Origin of the sequence: Streptomyces sp. NPDC058741 (assembly GCF_042746715.1) — a bacterium.
GTDB lineage: Bacteria > Actinomycetota > Actinomycetes > Streptomycetales > Streptomycetaceae > Streptomyces.
The window spans coordinates 55,542-74,198 of sequence record NZ_JBHYQH010000032.1 but is presented as its reverse complement, the minus strand read 5'-3'; the positions used below and the strand labels follow the sequence as shown (position 1 = coordinate 74,198).

Sequence of the window (18,657 nt, the reverse complement as noted above, 5' to 3'; positions counted from 1 at the left end):
CGCTGGCTATCGACCTCCGACGTCCCTGGGAGAGACCGGCTCCGCCGAACAGGCTCACGCCCGCCCGCGTCCGCAGAGGGTTCAGAAACCTCTACGCAAAGGCCGGCTCGCCGACCGGTGCACCGAAACCCTCTCGTCCCGGCCCCGGCCGACCGCTCGGCTCGAAGAACCGCTATCCGGCTATCCGTCATGACGTGGGACGCGTCCTCGCCACCGGCGAGGCATACAGCCGTCCCACCCACCACAAGGTCGGCACCAAACCCCGCAGAACAGGCTGACGAGCGACACAGAGGACCAGCACACTGAGCGCATGCGCTATGAGGAGAGAGCCAAGATCACGGCCGTGAAAACCCTGATCCCGCTGGCTATCCTTGTCGCCTCGCCAGTACTGCTGATAGCAGGAGCACCGATCCGCCGCCGCTATCTCCGCTACGTCTACCGCGATGAGGCCCCGCAGATCCTGGACAAGAAGCGAGGTTGGGTCAGCGCCCACTACTTCGTGGTCACCGACCCACTCCTGCAGTGGCTCTGCTGGCCCACAGAATCACTCGCTCGTCTCATCGAGCGCCGAGGTTAAACGCCAAGGTCAGCGCTTGTTCGCGAACTTCCAGGCGGTCGGCAGCGCCCCCATGGCCAGGGCCGCCTTGAGCGCGTCGCCGATGAGGAACGGCGTGAGGCCGGCCGCGATCGCGGCGGTGGCGGACATGCCGGTGGCCAGGGCCAGGTACGGCACGCCGACGGCGTAGATGATCGCCTCGCCCACGAGCATCGTGCCGGCCATGCGCACCACGGAGCGGTCGGCGCCGCGGCGGGCCAGGGCGCCGACGACGGTGGCGGCCAGGACCATGCCGAGGATGTAGCCGAAGGACGGCGCGACACCGGAGGTTGCCTGGGCGAACCACGGCACGCCGGCGATGCCCGCCACCGCGTACAGCGCGAGGGCGAGGAAGCCGCGCCCGGCGCCGAGGGACGTGCCGACCAGCAGCGCGGCGAAGGTCTGGCCGGTCACGGGCACCGGGGAGCCGGGCACGGGCAGCGAGATCTGGGCGGCGAGGCCGGTGAGCGCGGCACCGCCGAGCACGAGGGCGGCGTCCCGGACGCGGGAGACGGGGAGCAGGTCGGCGAGGACCTGGCCGGTGCGTACGGATGGGGCGGCGGTGCTCATGGGGACTCCGCGAGGGTGAGGGCGGGTGGGACACCGTGACGCTATCCCAGCGCCCTGACCCTGATCACCGTCAGCGCTCGACAAAGGCACGATCGCCCCGTTGGTGGGCTCCGTACAAAGTGTGGCGGTCACCCTTCACGCACGGCAGGGGGCAAGGAGGAAACCCCCGCGAGGACGTGACTCGCGGGGGTTTCCCCTGGGCGGGAACCCGATCGGGCGGCGGCTCGGGCAGGTCCGGCTCGCACGGCACGTTGAGCGAGAGCAGCGCGGCCGAACCGTCGCCGTGCAGGCGCAGTTCGCTGATCGCCGCGTTCCGCAGCCTCGGCAGCACCCTGCGGTAGTCCCGGAGCGGGATCGACAGCAGGGTGCACAGCGCCAGGCGCAGCAGGGTGTTGTGGGCGACGGCCAGGACGCGCCCGCCGGGATGGGCGGCGGCGATCTCGCGCGGGGCGCGGACTCCCCGGGCCGCCGCCGCGCGCGGGTCCTCGGCGCCGGGGAAGGAGTGGGCCACCGGGTCGGCGCGGTAGGCCGCCGCCCACTCCGGGTCCTCGGCCTCGAACTCGGCGGGCGTCAGGCCCTCGACGACGCCGAAGTCGCATTCCCGCAGGTCCGGTTCGAGCTGCGGGGCGAGTCCCAGGGCGCGGCAGGCGGGGTCGGCGGTGGCGACCGCCCGGGACAGCGGGGACGTCCGGATCGCGTCGACGGGATGCGCGGCGGCCCAGCGCCCGAGCGCAACCAGTTCCTGCCGGCCGAGTTCCGGCGGGGAAGCGGACCGAACGATTTCGGGGACGCCTTCGCCGAGTACGCGCTGTACTACCGGCTGGGGGTCGACGCGGTCGTGATCGACTTCCCGGACCTGGCGGTGACCGCGAGGAGGAGCTGATGTTCTTCCGGGACAAGCACTGCCCGACCTGCGGCGGGAGCGGCACGCAGGTGTTCGCCCCGCTCACGCCCGCGGAGCGCGGGGCGCTCGGGACGGACCGCGCCGACCTGTGGCGCTGCACCGCCGCGGGCTGCCGGTGGTACCAGCCCTGGAGCCATCGGGCCGGAGGGGGCCGGCTCCCGGAGGACCTGCGGAACCCGGAAGCCGGAGCCGCGCGGTGAGGCCTACAGGTTGGAGAAGTCCGGGCCCTTGGTGCGGGTGCGCTTGATCTCGTAGAAGCCGGGGACCGAGGCCACGGCGAGGGTGCCGTCCCAGAGGCGGCCGGCCTCCTCGCCCTGCGGGGCCGGGGTGACGACCGGGCCGAAGAAGGCGATCTGCTCGCCGTCGGAGCCGGGCACCGCGATGACCGGGGTGCCGACCTCCTGGCCGACCTTGTCGATGCCCTCCTTGTGGGAGGCGCGCAGCTCGGCCTCGTAGGGGGTGGCGTCCCAGTGCTCCATGAGGGACTCGGGCAGGCCTGCGTCCTTCAGCGCGGCGGCGACGGTCTCCTTGCCGGGGCCCCCGCCCTGGTTGTGGATACGGGTGCCGAGCGCGGTGTAGAGGTCGCCGAGCACCTCGGGGCCGTGCTCCTGCCGGGCGGCGATGACGATCCGGACGGGGCCCCACGCCTTGGTGCGCAGCATCTCGCGGTATGTCTCGGGCAGCTCGTCCAGCTTGTCCTCGTTGAGGACGGCGAGGCTCATGACGTGCCAGCGGACCTCGATGTCCCTGACCTTCTCCACCTCCAGCACCCAACGGGAGGTCATCCACGCCCAGGGGCACAGCGGGTCGAACCAGAAGTCGACGGGGGTCTTGTCCGACATGTCTCTCCTCGTGAGGCAACCGTTTCCGAAGGGAACGCCGGCGCTCTCGCGCGGCATTCCCGGCTGCCCCGTGTCAGGAGCACATGGCAGGATCGGTGCTGTTCAGCCGTATCCCACGAGACGCTTGAGGAGTTCCGCCCGTGCCCGGTGAGAATCTGTCCCGCGACGAGGCCCGCGAGCGGGCCGCTCTGCTGAGCGTCGACGGGTACGAGGTGTCCCTCGACCTGCGGTCCGCGGTCGGCGCGCACGACGGCGACGGGCCCCGCACGTTCCGCTCGGTGACGACGATCCGCTTCCGCTGCAACGAGCCCGGCGCCGGCAGCTTCGCCGACCTGATCGCGCCGAGTGTGACGTCCGTCTCGCTCAACGGCCGCGACCTGGACCCGGGTGAGGTCTTCGACGGTTCCCGGATCCTGCTGGAGGACCTGGCCGCCGACAACGAGCTGGTGGTCGACGCCCGGTGCGCCTACTCGCGCACCGGCGAGGGCCTGCACCGCTTCGTCGACCCGGAGGACGGCGAGGTGTACCTGTACACGCAGTACGAGCCGGCCGACTCCCGGCGGGTCTTCGCCAACTTCGAGCAGCCCGACCTCAAGGCCCCCTTCCGCTTCGAGGTGCGGGCACCGGAGGGCTGGACGGTGTGGAGCAACGGCGTCGGGGAGCGGGCCGACGGGATGTGGCGGTTCGCCGAGACCAGGCCGATCTCGACGTACATCACCTGCGTGGTGGCGGGCCCGTACCACTACGTGAAGGACTCGTACTCCCGGACGTTCGCGGACGGCTCCACGCTGGAGATCCCCCTGGGCGCCCTGTGCCGCAAGGGCCTCGCGCCCCACTTCGACGCCGACGACGTCTTCCTGGTCACCAAGCAGGGCCTGGACTTCTTCCACGACCTCTTCGACTACCCGTACCCGTTCGGCACGTACGACCAGGCGTTCGTGCCCGAGTACAACCTGGGCGCGATGGAGAACCCGGGCCTGGTGACGTTCCGGGAGGAGTTCATCTTCCGCGGGAAGGTGACCCAGGCGTCCTACGAGGCCCGTGCCAACGTCGTGCTGCACGAGATGGCGCACATGTGGTTCGGCGACCTGGTCACCATGGAGTGGTGGGACGACCTGTGGCTGAAGGAGTCCTTCGCGGACTTCATGGGCGCGTTCTCGCTCGTCGGCGCGACCCGCTTCGACAGCGGCTGGATCACCTTCGCCAACCGCCGCAAGGCCTGGGCGTACCGCGCCGACCAGCTGCCCTCCACGCACCCGATCACGGCGGACATCCGCGATCTGCAGGACGCCAAGCTGAACTTCGACGGCATCACGTACGCCAAGGGCGCTTCGGTGCTGAAGCAGCTCGTGGCGTACGTCGGTGAGGACGCGTTCCTGGAGGGCGCCCGGCGCTACTTCAAGCGGCACGCGTACGGCAACACGCGCCTGGGCGACCTGCTGTCGGTGCTGGAGGAGACCAGCGGCCGGGACATGAGCTCCTGGGCGCGGTCCTGGCTGCAGACGGCCGGGGTGAACGCGCTGACGCCGCAGGTGCTGCTGGACGCGGACGGCCGCGTCGAGGAGCTGGCGGTGCTGCAGGAGGCCGCCGAGTCGCATCCCGAACTGCGTCCGCACCGGGTGGCGGTGGGCCTGTACCGGGTGACGGACGGGGCGCTGGAGCGCTACGCGCGCGTGGAGACCGACGTCGAGGGCGCGCGGACGGTCGTGGCGGACCTGGCCGGCCAGGAGGCGCCCGACCTGGTGCTGGTCAACGACGACGACCTCACGTACTGCAAGATCCGCTTCGACGCGACCTCGCTGGCGACCCTGCGCGAGCACCTGGGCTCCATGACGGACCCGCTCGCGCGCGCCCTGTGCTGGTCGGCGCTGTGGAACACGACGCGGGACGCGCTGCTCCCGGCGCGGGACTTCGTGGACCTGGTGCTGCGGTTCGCGGGGCGCGAGTCCGGTATCGGCGTGCTGCAGATGCTGCACGCGTGGGCCGAGTCGGCCGTCACGCACTACGCGGCGCCCGGCCGGCGGGAGACGACGGCCCGGCTGCTCGCCGAGGGCGCCCGGCGCGAGCTGTACGCGGCGGAGGCCGGCAGTGAGCACCAGCTGGCCTGGGCGCGCTTCTTCGCCCGGACGGCCACCGCCGAGGGCGACTTCGCGCTGCTGCGGGAACTGCTGGACGGCACGGCGACGGTCGAGGGCCTCGACCTCGACCAGGAGCTGCGGTGGGCCTTCCTGGAGCCGCTGGCCGCGCACGGAGTCGTGGACGAGAAGGCGCTGACCGAGGAGCTCGCCCGGGACGACACCGCCTCCGGCAAGCGCCACCAGGTCCGCTGTCTGGCCGCCCGCCCGTCCGAGGCGGTCAAGGCGCAGGCGTGGGCGCAGGTCGTGGAGTCGGACGCGCTGTCCAACGCCATGGTCGAGGCGACCATCGCGGGCTTCTCCCAGGGCTCGCAGCGCGAGCTGCTCGCGCCGTACGCGGAGAAGTACTTCGCGGCGATCGAGCGGGTGTGGGCCGAGCGGTCGATCCAGATCGGGATGCACGTGGTGCAGGGCCTGTTCCCCTCGCTGCAGCAGTCCCGGCAGACCCTGGACGCCACGGACGCCTGGCTGGACGCCCACCGGGAGGCGGCCCCGGCCCTGCGCCGGCTGGTGCTGGAGGCCCGGGACGATCTGGCGCGCGCCCTGCGCGGACAGGCGTGCGACGAGGCCGCTGAGCAGTAGCTTTGGCCTGAGATTCGGGAGCCCTGGCTGGGATTCAGGCGTTCCGGCTTCGTTACGAGATGAGTGCCCGGCAGGCCGTAACCCCTGGTCCGCACCTGAACGGACCAGGGGATTTCGGCATCCGAACACGCGCCCTTCCATGCCGCTTTGTCCGTCTTTGTCGACGGAGCTGTAACAGCGGTTCAGGAACGGTCCGGACACGGGAAATTGCCGGGCATGACCTACAACCCCCCACTCACCCCCCGCCCCCTGCACGAGGTGTCCGGCACCGGCCGGCTCCGCGTGATGACCGCGGCACAGCTCAGCTCGCACGGCGTCTCCACCGCCGAGACGAACGGGCACTGCCGCTCCGGCGGCCCCTGGCGGCAGCTGCTGCCAGGCGTCGTCCTGCTCCACCCCGGCCCACCGACCAGCGAGGAACGGCTGCACGCGGTGCTGCTGTACGCGGCGCGGGAGCGCACCACCGCGGTCCCGGCCCAGCCCGGCGCGGAGGGACCGCACGTCGCCGCCTACCCGGAGGCGATGATCACGGGCCTGGCCGCGCTGACGCTGTACGGCTTCTCGTCCACTCCCCCGCTGCCGTCGCTGGACGTGATCGACGTCCTGGTGCCGCGGCTGCGCCGGCTGCGTTCGACGGACTGCGCGCGCATCGTCCGCACGCCGGTCATGCCCGAGCCCGAGCGGGTCACGGGCCTTCCCGTGGCGCCGGTGGCCCGCGCGCTGGCCGACGCGGTGGCCGGGCTGTCGGACGCGGTCGTCGTGCGCCGCCTGATGACGGAGGCGGTCCGGGGTGCCCACTGCGATCCGGCCTCGGTGGTCCGGGAGCTGACCGAGGCGCGGCTGCTGAACCGCCCGCACGTGGTGGACGCGGTGGACTCCCTGCTGGCCGAGGGCCGGGTGATCGCGGAGGACCGCCTGTACCGGATGGTCCGCGACCACGGGCTGCCCGACCCGGTCTGGAACGTGGACCTGCGTCTGCCCGGCGGCCCCTACCTCGGCGGGCTCGACGCCTACTGGCCCGACCGGGCCGTCGCCCTCGAACTGGACACGCGGGCGCCCCGCCGGAACGACGACGCCCTGCGGTCCGAGTACGCCCGCAAGCGCGAGCACCTGGAGCGGCTGGGCATCACGGTCGTCCACATCACACCGCGCAGGCTGCGCGACTGCCCGGAGCAGCAGGCGACGGTGATCCGCACGGCGCTGATGGCGTCGGGGGACAGCGATCCGTCCGCGCACGTGGTGGTGCTGCCGCGGTAGTGCCGGGCGGGAAGGGGAGAGGGGAGGGGCCGCCGGGACAGATGCGAGGTGCGGACGAGAAGGTTGACGCGGCTTGGCGCGTTGAGCGCGATTCAGCCCTTCTTCAGCACCAGCTCCGTGTTGCGGTCCTCCGGGTCGCCGCCCAGGGTCGTGCGCGCGCCGGGGGCGTTGAGGGACAGCTCGCGGTAGAGGGACGCGAGGCCCGTCTGGGAGAGGTCGGAGAAGTCCGTGCGGTGCGGGGCCGAGGACTCCACCAGCGTGGTGAACAGGGACAGAGTGCCGTCCTTGTTGTCGGCCAGTTCGACGACCCGGGCCAGCTGCGGGAAGTCGACGTGCGAGGCGGTGGAGATCTCCCAGAAGGAGCGGCCGCCGGAGGCGGAGTGCGGGGTGATGACGTTCTTGTGGACGTGGCCGTTCACCCAGGCGAGCACGTTGCGGTGGCCGCCGAGCAGGGCCAGGACCTCCCGGCCGTCGTGCCGCCGCTCGCCGGGCCGGGCCGGGTCGCGGCGCAGGTTGGTCATCGTCCTGCTGGTGTGGTGGCTGAAGACCACCGCGTAGGAGTCCTTGTTCAGCCGCAGTGTCCGGTCCAGCCACTTCAGCTGGGCCGTGCCGAGCGAGCCCTCGTAGTGGCCGGCCGGGTCGGTGGTGTCCAGGCTGATGCCGACGACGTCGTCGGAGACGCGGAAGGAGTAGTACTGCGTGCCCGCGTCCAGGTTGGCGGAGGAGTAGCCGTGGCCGACCGGGCCCATGCCGCGGTGGGCCGGGTCCAGGTGCGCCTCGACGTACTCGGCGGGGGTGAAGGGGGCGCGGCTCTCGTCGGGGGTCACGGGGCGCATGGAGCGGGCGTGGGCCTTCAGGAAGTCGTGGTAGCGCACGCCCTCGGGGTCCCGGGCCTTCTTGATGAGCGTCTGCAGCCGCCGGGCGTCGGCCGCCGGGACGTCCATCAGCTTCCGCCCGCCGACGGCCAGCTCGGTCAGGTAGGGGTCGCGGTGCGAGGCGTAGCAGCCCATCGGCAGGGAGTCGTGGTTGCCGACGGTGGAGTACCAGGGCAGGTTCAGGCCCGGGCTGCGCACCTCGCGGACGGCGGCCTTCAGGAAGCCGTCGAGGCGGGGGAAGCCGGCCTGCTTGTCGCGGTCGCGGAGGGCGGCGTCCGGCTGCCAGTACAGCGGCAGGCCGCTGTTCTGCACGCCCTCGTAGCGGCGCGGGTCGCCGGTGCCGGGCGTGACGCGCCCGCCGCTCATGACCGTCAGGAACCACTCCAGCTCGGACCTGGCGTTGTTGTCCGTGTTGTCGCCCGTGGTCATGGCGAAGTGCAGCGGGGCGCCGGTGACGGGGCCTCCCCGCAGGGCGTTGATCCGCTCCACGAGCGCGATCGCGCCCTGCACGGTGAGCGCCTCGTGCGGCCGCCAGGCGTGCACGTCGGCCGAGCGCAGGTACTCCAGGCGCAGCGGGTGCTGGGCGTCGATGATGTGCAGGTCGGTGAGCTGCACGAAGGCGGCGAGGGCGGTACGGCGCCCGGCGCGGCCGGACTTGGGCGCCGCCAGCTCCGAGCGCACCACCCGCCGCCACCCGGGACCGTCGCCCAGGCGCCGGTACCCGGCACCACCGCGCGGGGTGGCGACGTTCGCGAGGGTCGTGCCCCTGGTGTACGGGGCGAGGGGTGCGGCCGGTGCCAGCCGGGAGGAGGCGGAAACGGCTCCGGTGGTCTCGCCGGCCGTGGCGGCCTGGCTGTCGCTGGGCCGCAGGGCGTGGGCGACGCCCGCGGACAGGGCGACCGCCCCGGTGGCGGCGAGGACGGAACGGCGGTGGACGCCCCGGCCGGAGCCGGTGGCTGAGCGTGTGCGCGACATGCGCTTCTCTCCCCGAGTGCGAACGCGTCGGCAGTGGTCGCGGGGCGTCCGTCAGACGAACGTCCCGCTCGTACTGGATCGTTGGCACCGGGAATGTCCCGGGCGTGAACGCGGCGGCAACGGGCGACGCCGATCGCCGAACGTGGATCTCGGCCCACCGTGCGTGTCGCCGCCCGCTCCCGGAACGGCCCGGAGGTGGTCACGCGGCGTTCACCTTCCGGGGTGGCGCACCTACTCCGGGGCGCCGGCCGGCCGTCCCGTGACCGGGCGCTCCCGCCACAGGCGCAGCGCGGTGTCGACCAGCGGCACCCGGACGAGACCGGGCACGGCGTCCAGGGCGTGCCAGGCGGCGAGGTCGGTGGAGCCGCCCACCTCGATGGGGGCACCTCCCTGCTCGAGCGAAGCCGAGAGCTTGGGGGAGCAGTTCGCCGCCGGTGACGCGGCCCTCGTAGACGAGCCGGACGCCGTGGTGGTCGACGGTGCGTCCGAGGCGGTCGCGCAGGACGCGGCGCGAGGAGTCCACGCCGAGCAGTCCGGTCACCTCGATGCGGTAGCCGGTCTCCTCCTCCACCTCGCGGCGCACGGTGTCGAAGGGGTCCTCGCCGTGCTCCATGCCGCCGCCCGGCACGACCCACTCGGGAGTGCCTCCCCCAAGCCCTCGGCTGCGCTCGAGCAGGGGGGACCCCCATCCGGCGGGTGACCGGGCGAGCAGGATCTGTCCGTCCCGAACGCATATGGCGTAGGCCGCCACCCTCAACTTCTGTTTCACTCCCGGACGTTAACCGATTTCGCCGCCTTCCGGACCGATACCGGCATAACGCACCGGGGGTTTTCCCCATACATCCATTGCGGTTCGGTCAACCCTCCCCAAAGAACTTCCCCTTGCGCAAAGCTGTGCGATCGTCCGGGCTGTTTTCGGACGGATGCGACCAGGGCCGATCGACCCCCGGTCGCCCACTGCTCGTTCCTTACTCACAAGGGATGCCGATGACCCCTCCCACCCCCCGCGATCCGATATCGGGCGCCAGACGCTCGGCACGTATCGCCGTCGCCGCCGGTCTCGTCGCCGCCCTCTGCGCGGCCGCGCCGGTCCCCCTGGCCTTCGCGGCCGACGGGCCGGGCGCCTCCGTCCCCGCCGACCCCGACGTCAAGGCCGCTCACGACAAGCTCGGTTCGGACGACGCGGACCTGCTCGCGGAGGCCAAGGCCGACGGCGACAAGACGGTCACGATGATGATCGCCACCGCACCCGGGAAGACCGAGCAGGTCGCCGGGCAGCTGGACGCGGTCAAGGGCGGCTCGGTGGGCCGGGCCGACGACGAGCTGGGGTACGTCCGCGCCACGGTCCCCACCTCCCGCGCGGACTCGGCCATCGCGGCCGCCGCCAAGCTCTCCTCCGTGCACGGCATCGACCTGCGCGAGGAGATCCCGCTGGACGACCCGACGCCGAGCGCGGACGCCGCCAAGGGCGCAGCCGCGAGGGGCACGTACCCCGCGCCGGGCAGGAAGACCCCGGCGGAGAACCCGTACAACCCGTCCTTCGAGACGGGCGCGGTCGACTTCGTCGAGGACCACCCCAAGGCCGACGGCCGCGGTGTCACCATCGGCATCCTGGACTCCGGCGTGGACCTCGGCCACCCGGCGCTGCAGAAGACCACCACCGGCGAGCGGAAGATCGTCGACTGGGTGACGGCGACGGACCCGATCGTCGACGGCGACGCCACCTGGCGCCCGATGGTGACGGCCGTGTCCGGCACGGACTTCACGTACCAGGGCCAGTCCTGGAAGGCGCCGGCGGGCTCGTACTCCGTCAGCCTCTTCAAGGAGTCGTACACCACCGGCGGTGACGCCAAGGGCGACGCCAACCGCGACGGCGACACCACCGACGTCTGGGGCGTGCTCTACGACGCCGCGGCCGGCACGGTCCGGGTCGACCTGAACAACAACAACGACTTCGGTGACGACACCCCGATGAAGCCGTACAAGGACGGCTACCAGATCGGGTGGTTCGGCACCGACGACCCGAAGACCGACGTCGCCGAGCGGCAGCCGTTCGTCGTGGAGATCCGCAAGGACGTCCCGATGGACCCGCTGGGCGGCTCCTGGGTCGGCAAGAAGTCCGACTTCGTCAACATCGGCGTCATCGAGTCCGAGCACGGCACGCACGTCGCCGGCATCACCGCCGCCAACGGCCTGTTCGGCGGCGAGATGGACGGTGCCGCGCCCGGCGCCAAGCTGGTCTCCTCCCGCGCCTGCACCTGGTCCGGCGGCTGCACCAACGTCGCGCTCACCGAGGGCATGATCGACCTCGTCACCAAGCGCGGCGTCGACATCGTCAACATGTCGATCGGCGGCCTGCCGGCGCTGAACGACGGCAACAACGCGCGCGCCGAGCTGTACACGCGTCTCATCGACACCTACGGCGTCCAGCTGGTGATCTCCGCGGGCAACTCCGGCCCCGGCGCCAACACCATCGGCGACCCGGCCCTGGCCGACAAGGTCATCTCGGTCGGCGCGTCCGTCTCCAAGGCGACCTGGGCCGCCAACTACGGCTCGGCCGTGGAGAAGAAGTACGCGATGATGCCGTTCTCCTCGCGCGGCCCGCGTGAGGACGGCGGCTTCACCCCGACCCTGGTCGCCCCGGGTGCGGCGATCAACACGATCCAGACCTGGCTGCCGGGCGCCCCGGTCGCCGAGGCGGGCTACTCCCTGCCGGCCGGCTACGGCATGCTGCAGGGCACCTCGATGGCCTCCCCGCAGGCCGCCGGTGCCTCGGCGCTGCTGATCTCGGCCGCCAAGCAGAAGAAGATCGACCTCACGCCGGCGGCCCTGCGCACGGCCCTCACCTCGACCGCCGACCACATCAAGGGTGTGCAGGCGTACGAGGAGGGCGCGGGCCTGATGAACATCGAGGACGCCTGGGACGCCATCCGCGACGGCGCCACCTCGCACGGCTACACGGTCAAGGCGCCGGTCGACACCGCGATCGACCAGTTCCTGAAGACCCCGGGCTCCGGCACGGGCCTGTACGACCGTGAGGGCGGCCTGAAGGCCGGCCAGAAGAAGACCTACGAGGTCACGATCACCCGTACGTCGGGCGCCGACAAGGCGATCCGGCACGAGCTGCACTTCGAGAACAACGCGGGCCGCACCTTCCGCGTCGTCGGCTCCGACGAGGTGAGGCTGCCGCTGAACCAGCCGGTGACCGTCAAGGTCCAGGCCGCTCCGAAGTCCGCGGGCATCAAGAGCGCGATCCTGGAGGTCGACGACCCGAGGACCGAGGGCATCGACCGTCAGGTCCTGAACACGGTGGTCGTCTCCGAGCCGCTGAAGTACACCTTCGCGGCGCAGGGTTCGGTGCAGCGCAACAGCTCCAAGCACTACTTCGTCACCGTCCCCGAGGGCGCCAAGTCGCTCGAGGTCGCGATGAGCGGACTGAAGGACAAGAGCCAGACCCGGTTCATCTCCATCCACCCGTACGGCGTCCCGGCGGACCCGACGTCGACGATCAACTGCTACCCGAACTACTCCAACCCGGCCAACACCTGCCGTCCCGACGTGCGTTCCTACGCGGACCCGCAGCCGGGCGTGTGGGAGATCGAGGTCGAGTCGCGCCGGACGTCGCCGCTGCTGGACAACCCCTTCAAGCTGGACGTCGCCGTCCTCGGCGCGGCCTTCGACCCGGAGACCGTGACCGTGCCCGAGGCGAAGGTCGGGACCCCGGCCGCCGCCTCCTGGAAGGTGACGAACGGCTTCGCCGCGATCGACGGCAAGCTGGTCGGCGGCCCGCTCGGCTCCTCCAAGGCGGCCCGCCCGTCGATCAAGCAGGGTGAGACGCAGACCACCACGGTCGAGGTGCCGGCCGGCGCGAAGTCCCTGGACGTCGCCATCGGCAACGTCTCGGACAACGCCGCCGACCTGGACCTGGCGGTCTACGACGCCGACGGCAAGCAGGTCGGCAGCTCCGCCGACGGCGACTCGGAGGAGTCGGTCTCCGTGCCCTCCCCGGCCGCCGGTACCTACACGGTCGAGGTCGTCGGCTACGGCGTGCCCTCCGGCACCACCGCCTACGACTACCTGGACGTGTTCTTCTCCGCCTCGCTCGGCAGCGTGACCGTCGACGGTGCGGCGCCGGTGCAGCTCGGCACGGGCGACTCGGCGACGGTCACGGCCAGCGTCACGGCCGCGGCCGCCGCTCCCGAGGGCCGTGAGTTCTTCGGTCAGGTCCAGCTGGTCAACGCGCGCGGCACGGTCGCGGGCCTGGGCAGCGTGAAGATCGAGAAGGTCGTGCCGTAGCGGTTCGCGGCATCGGCTCGGGCGGGCGTCCCCTCAGGGGGCGCCCGCCCTCTTCATGCCCGCGCCCTTACCAGGGCGACGGCCACGGGCCGGGTGCGCCGCGCGGACGGCCGGGGCGGCAGCGCGCTCACGCGGGCGGGGTCGCCGGTGTCCGGCCCGGGCGGCGGCGAGAGCCCGGCGAGGGCTCGGCCTAGCTGCTCGCGCAGCAGCGCCACGTCGGCGGTCGCGGACCGGTACTCGTCCAGGAAGGCGTCGTGCGCGAGGGCCTCGTCCGCCGGCGGTTCGCCGGTGATCGCCGCCATCGTCGCGTCGTCCCTGCCGTGCTCCGCGCTCACGTCACACCACCTCGTCCAAGTGCAGGCGGGCGCGCAGGGCCGTACCGCGGTGTGCAGCCGGCTCTTGACCGTGCCCTCCGGGACGCCGAGCTGCTCGGCGATGGACCTCACCGGCAGGTCGGCGCAGAAGCGCAGGACGACGACCTGGCGCTGGGCGTCGGGCAGCTCGTCCAGGCCCTGGGCGACGGCGACGGACAGCACGCTGGTGTCCCCGCCGGAGGGGTGCGCCGCCGGCTGGCGCAGGGCGGCCAGCCGCTCCCCGAGGCGCTCCTGGCGGCGCTTGGCCCGGTGCCAGTCCATCGCGAGGTTGGAGGCGACCACCGCCGCCCACGCCGAGACGTCCCGCGGCGCCTCCGGCCGCCGGCCGCCCGCTCCAGCAGCCGCAGGCGGACCGCACCCCGTCCGGCAGGTCCGCCTGCGGCACCCCGCCCAGCGCGAGCACCGCCCGCACCCGGCGCTCCTGCGCCGCGTCCAGCGGATCGGCCTCGCTCGGCGGACCGTCGCCGCTCCCGGCGTGCGCCTCCCGGGTGCGCCGGGCCCCTCCGCGCAGCAGCACAAGCCACCCCCCTCACCGTGTTTCCCCCAGGACGCCGGTACGGCCCGAAACGTTCGGCGGCGAGCCCGCCCCGTGTGCGCCGGACCCGCAGAGGCGTACGTCACACTTCCGTGTGGCCGAGACCGGCATGGGCAGGCGAGCTTGCGGCGCACGGCCCCTGCGGGATGAAGACCTGCAGCTCAGCGGGGTCGGGACCGCAGGTCCGCAACCACGGGTCAAGACAGCTCGTCCCACTCCCCGGGCGGACCGGGCAAAGAAGTGGACAGACGGGCCGTGGTCGGCCGCATGATGGAAAAGCCTCGGCCAAGCAACGAGCACCTGAACAGACGCAGGAGAGGGAGTCACCGTGAGGGTCGGAATCGTCGGAGCCACCGGACAGGTCGGCACGGTCATGCGCAGGATCCTCACGGAGCGGAACTTCCCGGTCACCGAGCTGCGCCTGTTCGCCTCGGCCCGTTCCGCGGGCACGGAACTGGACGGTGTGACGGTGGAGGACGCGGCCACCGCCGACTACACCGGTCTGGACATCGTGCTGTTCTCGGCGGGCGGTGCCACCTCGAAGGCGCTGGCCGAGAAGGTCGCCTCCCAGGGCGCCGTGGTGATCGACAACTCCTCGGCGTGGCGCAGGCACCCCGAGGTGCCGCTGGTCGTCTCCGAGGTGAACCCGCACGCGATCAGGAACCGCCCCAAGGGCATCATCGCCAACCCGAACTGCACGACGATGGCCGCCATGCCGGTGCTGCGCCCGCTGCACGCGGAGGCGGGTCTGGAGGCCCTGGTCGTCGCCACGTACCAGGCGGTGTCGGGTTCGGGTCTCGCCGGCGTGGCCGAGCTGCACGGGCAGACGCAGAAGGTCGTCGCCGACGCGGAGAAGCTCACCCACGACGGTGAGGCGGTGGACTTCCCGGAGCCCGGCGTCTACAAGCGCCCCATCGCCTTCAACGTGCTGCCCTTCGCCGGCAACCTGGTCGACGACGGCCTGAACGAGACCGACGAGGAGCAGAAGCTCCGCAACGAGTCCCGCAAGATCCTGGAGATCCCCGAGCTGAAGGTCTCCGGCACCTGCGTGCGCGTCCCGGTGTTCTCCGGCCACTCCCTCCAGGTCAACGCCCGCTTCGCCCGCCCGATCTCCCCGGAGCGCGCGGCGGAGCTGCTGAAGGAGGCCCCGGGCGTGGAGCTCTCCGACATCCCGACCCCCCTGCAGGCCGCCGGCAAGGACCCGTCCTACGTCGGCCGCATCCGCCGCGACGAGACGGTGGACAACGGCCTCGCGCTCTTCGTCTCCAACGACAACCTCCGCAAGGGCGCGGCCCTGAACGCGGTCCAGATCGCGGAGCTGGTGGCGGCGGAGCTCGCGAAGTAGTCACGGATCACAGCGAAGGGGCGCCCGGCCGGGCGCCCCTCAGGCATGCGGACGAGCGCGACACGCCGCCGGGTCAGAGGGCGAGATGCCGCCGCAACGCCCTGTCGACCTCGGCCATGCGCGGGCGTGGTACGGCGCCGACCTTGTGCAGCAACCGGTCCGGCCCGACGGCACGGACCTGTTCGCACTGCACCTTGGAGTCCTTCGGCAGACGGCTCTCCTCGGAGCGTACGAGGACCTGGAACGTCAGGACACGAGAGGTGTTCGACGTCAGCGGTGCCACCGTGACGACCCCCCGCCCGTGCCGTGCCACGGACTCGTTGGCGGCGTCGTTGGACACGATCACCGCAGGCCTGCCCTTGCCGGCCTCACCGCCCCGTACCGGTTCGAGGTCCACCAGGTAGATGTCACCACGCCTCATCGGTGACTCCGTCCCCGCTCGTCCCGTTCCACGGGCCGGCGTCGTCGCTCGCGTCCCACTCGGCGAACGCCTCCGTGTACTCCTGCTCCAGCTGTGCCTGGCGGAGCAGTTCGATGGCGGCGTGTATCACGGCCGATCTGGAGTCGGCTTCCGTACGGGCGGCGTACTCGTCGACGAAGGCCACATCCTCCTGGGGCAGGCTCACACTGATCTTCATACCGACGATGCTACCGACCGTAGCAAAGGCGTGGCTACTCCATGTCGCCGACCCTATGCAGGGGTATCCCCATGACCCGGCTCGGTCGTCGCCCGATCCCGAGATCCCGTGGAAGGATGGCGCAACCCACCCATAACGAGGAGATGACCGCGTGCCTGGCACAAACCTGACCCGCGAAGAGGCGCAGCAGCGGGCGATGCTGCTCGCCGTTGACTCGTACGAGATCGAACTCGACCTCTCCGGCGCGCAGGAGGGCGGCACCTACCGGTCCGTGACCACGGTGCGCTTCGACGTGTCCGCCGAGAACGGGGCCGAGTCGTTCATCGACCTGGTCGCTCCGGCCGTGCACGAGGTGACCCTGAACGGGGACTCCCTCGACCCGGCCGAGGTCTTCGCGGACTCCCGGATCGCCCTGCCCGGGCTGCTCCACGGCCGCAACATCCTCCGGGTGGTCGCCGACTGCGCCTACACCAACACCGGCGAGGGCCTGCACCGGTTCGTCGACCCGGTCGACGACCAGGCCTACCTGTACACCCAGTTCGAGGTGCCGGACGCCCGCCGGGTGTTCGCGAGCTTCGAGCAGCCCGACCTGAAGGCGACCTTCCGGTTCACCGTGAAGGCGCCCGAGGGCTGGACCGTCGTCTCCAACTCGCCGACGCCCGAACCGCAGGACAGCGTCTGGGAGTTCGAGCCGACGCCGCGCATCTCGACGTACATCACGGCGCTGATCGCCGGCCCGTACCACTCGGTGCACAGCGTGTACGAGAAGGACGGCCGGTCCGTGCCGCTCGGCATCTACTGCCGTCCCTCGCTCGCCGAGTACCTGGACGCGGACGCCCTCTTCGAGGTGACCCGGCAGGGCTTCGACTGGTTCCAGGAGAAGTTCGACTACGCGTACCCCTTCGAGAAGTACGACCAGCTGTTCGTACCGGAGTTCAACGCGGGCGCGATGGAGAACGCGGGCGCGGTGACCATCCGCGACCAGTACGTGTTCCGCTCGAAGGTGACGGACGCGGCGTACGAGGTGCGCGCGGAGACGGTGCTGCACGAGCTGGCGCACATGTGGTTCGGCGACCTCGTCACCATGGAGTGGTGGAACGACCTGTGGCTGAACGAGTCGTTCGCCACGTACACCTCCATCGCCTGCCAGGCCGCCGCGCCCGGCTCGCGCTGGCCGCACTCGTGGACGACGTTCGCGAACTCGATGAAGACGTGGGCGTACCGGCAGGACCAGCTGCCCTCCACGCACCCGATCATGGCGGACATCCGCGACCTGGACGACGTGCTCGTCAACTTCGACGGCATCACGTACGCCAAGGGTGCCTCCGTGCTGAAGCAGCTCGTCGCCTATGTGGGTGAGGACGAGTTCTTCCGGGGTGTGCAGGCGTACTTCAAGGCGCACGCCTTCGGCAACACGCGCCTGTCCGACCTGCTGGGCGCGCTGGAGAAGACCTCCGGCCGCGATCTGAAGACCTGGTCGGGGAAGTGGCTGGAGACGGCCGGCATCAACGTGCTGCGCCCGGAGATCGAGACGGACGCCGACGGTGTCGTCACCTCCTTCGCGATCCGCCAGGAGGCCCCGGGGCTGCCCGCCGGCGCGAAGGGCGAGCCGACGCTGCGTCCGCACCGCATCGCCGTCGGCCTCTACGAGCTGGACGAGGTCAGCGGCAAGCTGGTGCGCGAGGAGCGGATCGAGCTGGACGTGGACGGCGAGCTCACCGCCGTGCCGCAGCTGGCCGGCCGGCGCCGCCCGGCCGTGATCCTGCTCAACGACGACGACCTGTCCTACGCGAAGGTCCGCCTGGACGAGCAGTCCCTCGCCTTCGTCACCGAGCACCTCGGCGACTTCGAATCCTCCCTGCCGCGCGCCCTGTGCTGGGCCTCGGCCTGGGACATGACCCGCGACGCCGAGCTGGCGGCCCGCGACTACCTGTCGCTGGTGCTGTCCGGCATCGGCAAGGAGTCCGACATCGGTGTCGTGCAGTCGCTGCAGCGGCAGGTGAAGCTGGCGATCGACCTGTACGCCGACCCGGCGGCCCGCGAGACGCTGCTGGCCCGCTGGACCGACGCGACGCTGGCCCATCTGCGCACGGCGGAACCGGGCGGCGACCACCAGCTGGCGTGGGCGCGCGCCTTCGCCGCGACCGCCCGCACGCCCGAGCAGCTCGACCTGCTCGACGGGCTGCTGGACGGCTCGCAGACCGTCGAGGGCCTGGTCGTCGACACGGAGCTGCGGTGGGCGTTCGTGGAGCGCCTCGCCGCGGTCGGCCGGTTCGACGAGGCGGAGATCGCGGGCGAGTACGACCGCGACCGCACCGCCGCCGGTGAGCGCCACGCGGCCACGGCCCGGGCGGCCCGTCCGACCCCGGAGGCCAAGGCGGAGGCGTGGGCGTCGGTCGTGGACTCCGACAAGCTGCCGAACGCCCTGCAGGAGGCCGTCATCGGCGGCTTCGTCCAGACCGACCAGCGCGAGCTGCTCGCCCCGTACGCGGAGCGGTACTTCGAGGTGGTCAAGGACATCTGGGCGTCCCGCTCGCACGAGATGGCCCAGCAGATCGCCGTCGGTCTCTACCCTGCCCTCCAGGTCGCTCAGGAGACCCTGGACAGGACGGACGCCTGGCTGAGCTCGGCCGAGCCGAACGCGGCCCTGCGCCGGCTGGTGTCGGAGTCGCGCGCGGGCGTGGAGCGTGCGCTGCGGGCGCAGCGGGCGGACGCCACCGCCGCGAAGTGACCC

Annotated in this window: 13 protein-coding genes and 5 pseudogenes; 9 read left to right on the top strand and 9 right to left on the bottom strand. The window is 71.8% G+C overall.

The genetic code is table 11. The annotated features are described in order from the left end of the window. Both ACFW6P_RS23445 and ACFW6P_RS23440 read left to right on the top strand, forming a co-directional pair. A pseudogene (locus tag ACFW6P_RS23445) lies at window positions 1-278 on the top strand (transposase); the annotation flags it as partial. Window positions 279-310: 32 nt separating this feature from the next. Further along, window positions 311-577, top strand: a complete 267-nt coding sequence (locus ACFW6P_RS23440) for a hypothetical protein (protein ID WP_351367992.1) — start codon at window positions 311-313, stop codon at window positions 575-577. Between the two features lie 9 nt (window positions 578-586). Here the strand turns inward: ACFW6P_RS23440 and ACFW6P_RS23435 are convergent, their stop codons facing one another. Together ACFW6P_RS23435 and ACFW6P_RS23430 are read right to left on the bottom strand one after the other, a co-directional pair. Further along, window positions 587-1,165 (bottom strand): biotin transporter BioY, encoded by a 579-nt coding sequence (locus tag ACFW6P_RS23435; protein ID WP_386358026.1) that lies wholly within the window; start codon window positions 1,163-1,165, stop codon window positions 587-589. Between the two features lie 232 nt (window positions 1,166-1,397). After that, a pseudogene (locus tag ACFW6P_RS23430) lies at window positions 1,398-1,907 on the bottom strand (histidine phosphatase family protein); the annotation flags it as partial. On the opposite strand from ACFW6P_RS23430, the pseudogene ACFW6P_RS23425 reads away from it, so the two are divergent. Next, window positions 1,899-2,048, top strand: a pseudogene (locus ACFW6P_RS23425) (glycerophosphodiester phosphodiesterase); the annotation flags it as partial. The pseudogenes ACFW6P_RS23430 and ACFW6P_RS23425 sit on opposite strands and share 9 nt — an antisense overlap. Beyond that, on the top strand, window positions 2,048-2,269 hold the full coding sequence (locus ACFW6P_RS23420) for a hypothetical protein (protein ID WP_386358028.1): 222 nt from the start codon (window positions 2,048-2,050) through the stop codon (window positions 2,267-2,269). The pseudogene ACFW6P_RS23425 and the gene ACFW6P_RS23420, both read left to right, overlap by 1 nt. A gap of 3 nt (window positions 2,270-2,272) precedes the next feature. On the opposite strand, the gene ACFW6P_RS23415 is transcribed toward ACFW6P_RS23420, so the two are convergent. Continuing rightward, window positions 2,273-2,911 (bottom strand): DsbA family protein, encoded by a 639-nt coding sequence (locus tag ACFW6P_RS23415; protein ID WP_386358030.1) that lies wholly within the window; start codon window positions 2,909-2,911, stop codon window positions 2,273-2,275. Between the two features lie 140 nt (window positions 2,912-3,051). Between ACFW6P_RS23415 and pepN (ACFW6P_RS23410) the strand changes: the two genes are divergently transcribed. Both pepN (ACFW6P_RS23410) and ACFW6P_RS23405 read left to right on the top strand, forming a co-directional pair. Further along, entirely contained in the window at window positions 3,052-5,628 is a 2,577-nt protein-coding gene (pepN, locus tag ACFW6P_RS23410; RefSeq protein WP_386358032.1) for an aminopeptidase N, read from the top strand. A 216-nt stretch (window positions 5,629-5,844) separates the two neighbouring features. Beyond that, a complete protein-coding gene (locus ACFW6P_RS23405; protein ID WP_386358034.1) occupies window positions 5,845-6,885 on the top strand; it encodes a hypothetical protein in 1,041 nt (346 codons plus the stop codon). A gap of 92 nt (window positions 6,886-6,977) precedes the next feature. Here ACFW6P_RS23405 and ACFW6P_RS23400 read toward each other — a convergent pair whose 3' ends face one another. Then, on the bottom strand, window positions 6,978-8,735 hold the full coding sequence (locus tag ACFW6P_RS23400; protein WP_386424606.1) for a TIGR03767 family metallophosphoesterase: 1,758 nt from the start codon (window positions 8,733-8,735) through the stop codon (window positions 6,978-6,980). Window positions 8,736-8,966: 231 nt separating this feature from the next. Continuing rightward, window positions 8,967-9,486 (bottom strand): annotated as a pseudogene (locus ACFW6P_RS23395) (NUDIX domain-containing protein). Between the two features lie 236 nt (window positions 9,487-9,722). Between ACFW6P_RS23395 and ACFW6P_RS23390 the strand changes: the two are divergent. Next, window positions 9,723-13,031 carry a S8 family serine peptidase gene (locus tag ACFW6P_RS23390; protein ID WP_386358037.1) on the top strand — a complete coding sequence of 1,103 codons (3,309 nt, stop codon included), beginning with the start codon at window positions 9,723-9,725 and terminating at the stop codon, window positions 13,029-13,031. 53 nt (window positions 13,032-13,084) lie between these two features. Here ACFW6P_RS23390 and ACFW6P_RS23385 read toward each other — a convergent pair whose 3' ends face one another. Both ACFW6P_RS23385 and ACFW6P_RS23380 read right to left on the bottom strand, forming a co-directional pair. Next, entirely contained in the window at window positions 13,085-13,366 is a 282-nt protein-coding gene (locus tag ACFW6P_RS23385; protein ID WP_386424604.1) for a hypothetical protein, read from the bottom strand. Window position 13,367: 1 nt separating this feature from the next. Beyond that, window positions 13,368-13,919, bottom strand: a pseudogene (locus ACFW6P_RS23380) (sigma-70 family RNA polymerase sigma factor). A 349-nt stretch (window positions 13,920-14,268) separates the two neighbouring features. Here ACFW6P_RS23380 and ACFW6P_RS23375 point away from each other — a divergent pair. Beyond that, window positions 14,269-15,285 (top strand): aspartate-semialdehyde dehydrogenase, encoded by a 1,017-nt coding sequence (locus tag ACFW6P_RS23375; RefSeq protein WP_386358041.1) that lies wholly within the window; start codon window positions 14,269-14,271, stop codon window positions 15,283-15,285. A 73-nt stretch (window positions 15,286-15,358) separates the two neighbouring features. On the opposite strand, the gene ACFW6P_RS23370 is transcribed toward ACFW6P_RS23375, so the two are convergent. Continuing rightward, window positions 15,359-15,706 (bottom strand): type II toxin-antitoxin system PemK/MazF family toxin, encoded by a 348-nt coding sequence (locus ACFW6P_RS23370; protein WP_386358043.1) that lies wholly within the window; start codon window positions 15,704-15,706, stop codon window positions 15,359-15,361. Then, entirely contained in the window at window positions 15,693-15,923 is a 231-nt protein-coding gene (locus ACFW6P_RS23365) for a type II toxin-antitoxin system ParD family antitoxin (RefSeq protein ID WP_386358045.1), read from the bottom strand. Before ACFW6P_RS23365 ends, ACFW6P_RS23370 begins: the two co-directional genes overlap by 14 nt. Window positions 15,924-16,074: 151 nt before the next feature. On the opposite strand from ACFW6P_RS23365, the gene pepN (ACFW6P_RS23360) reads away from it, so the two are divergent. Then, window positions 16,075-18,654: an aminopeptidase N gene (gene pepN, locus ACFW6P_RS23360; protein ID WP_386358047.1), complete on the top strand. Its 2,580-nt coding sequence runs from the start codon at window positions 16,075-16,077 to the stop codon at window positions 18,652-18,654. The last annotated feature ends 3 nt before the right edge of the window (window positions 18,655-18,657 follow it).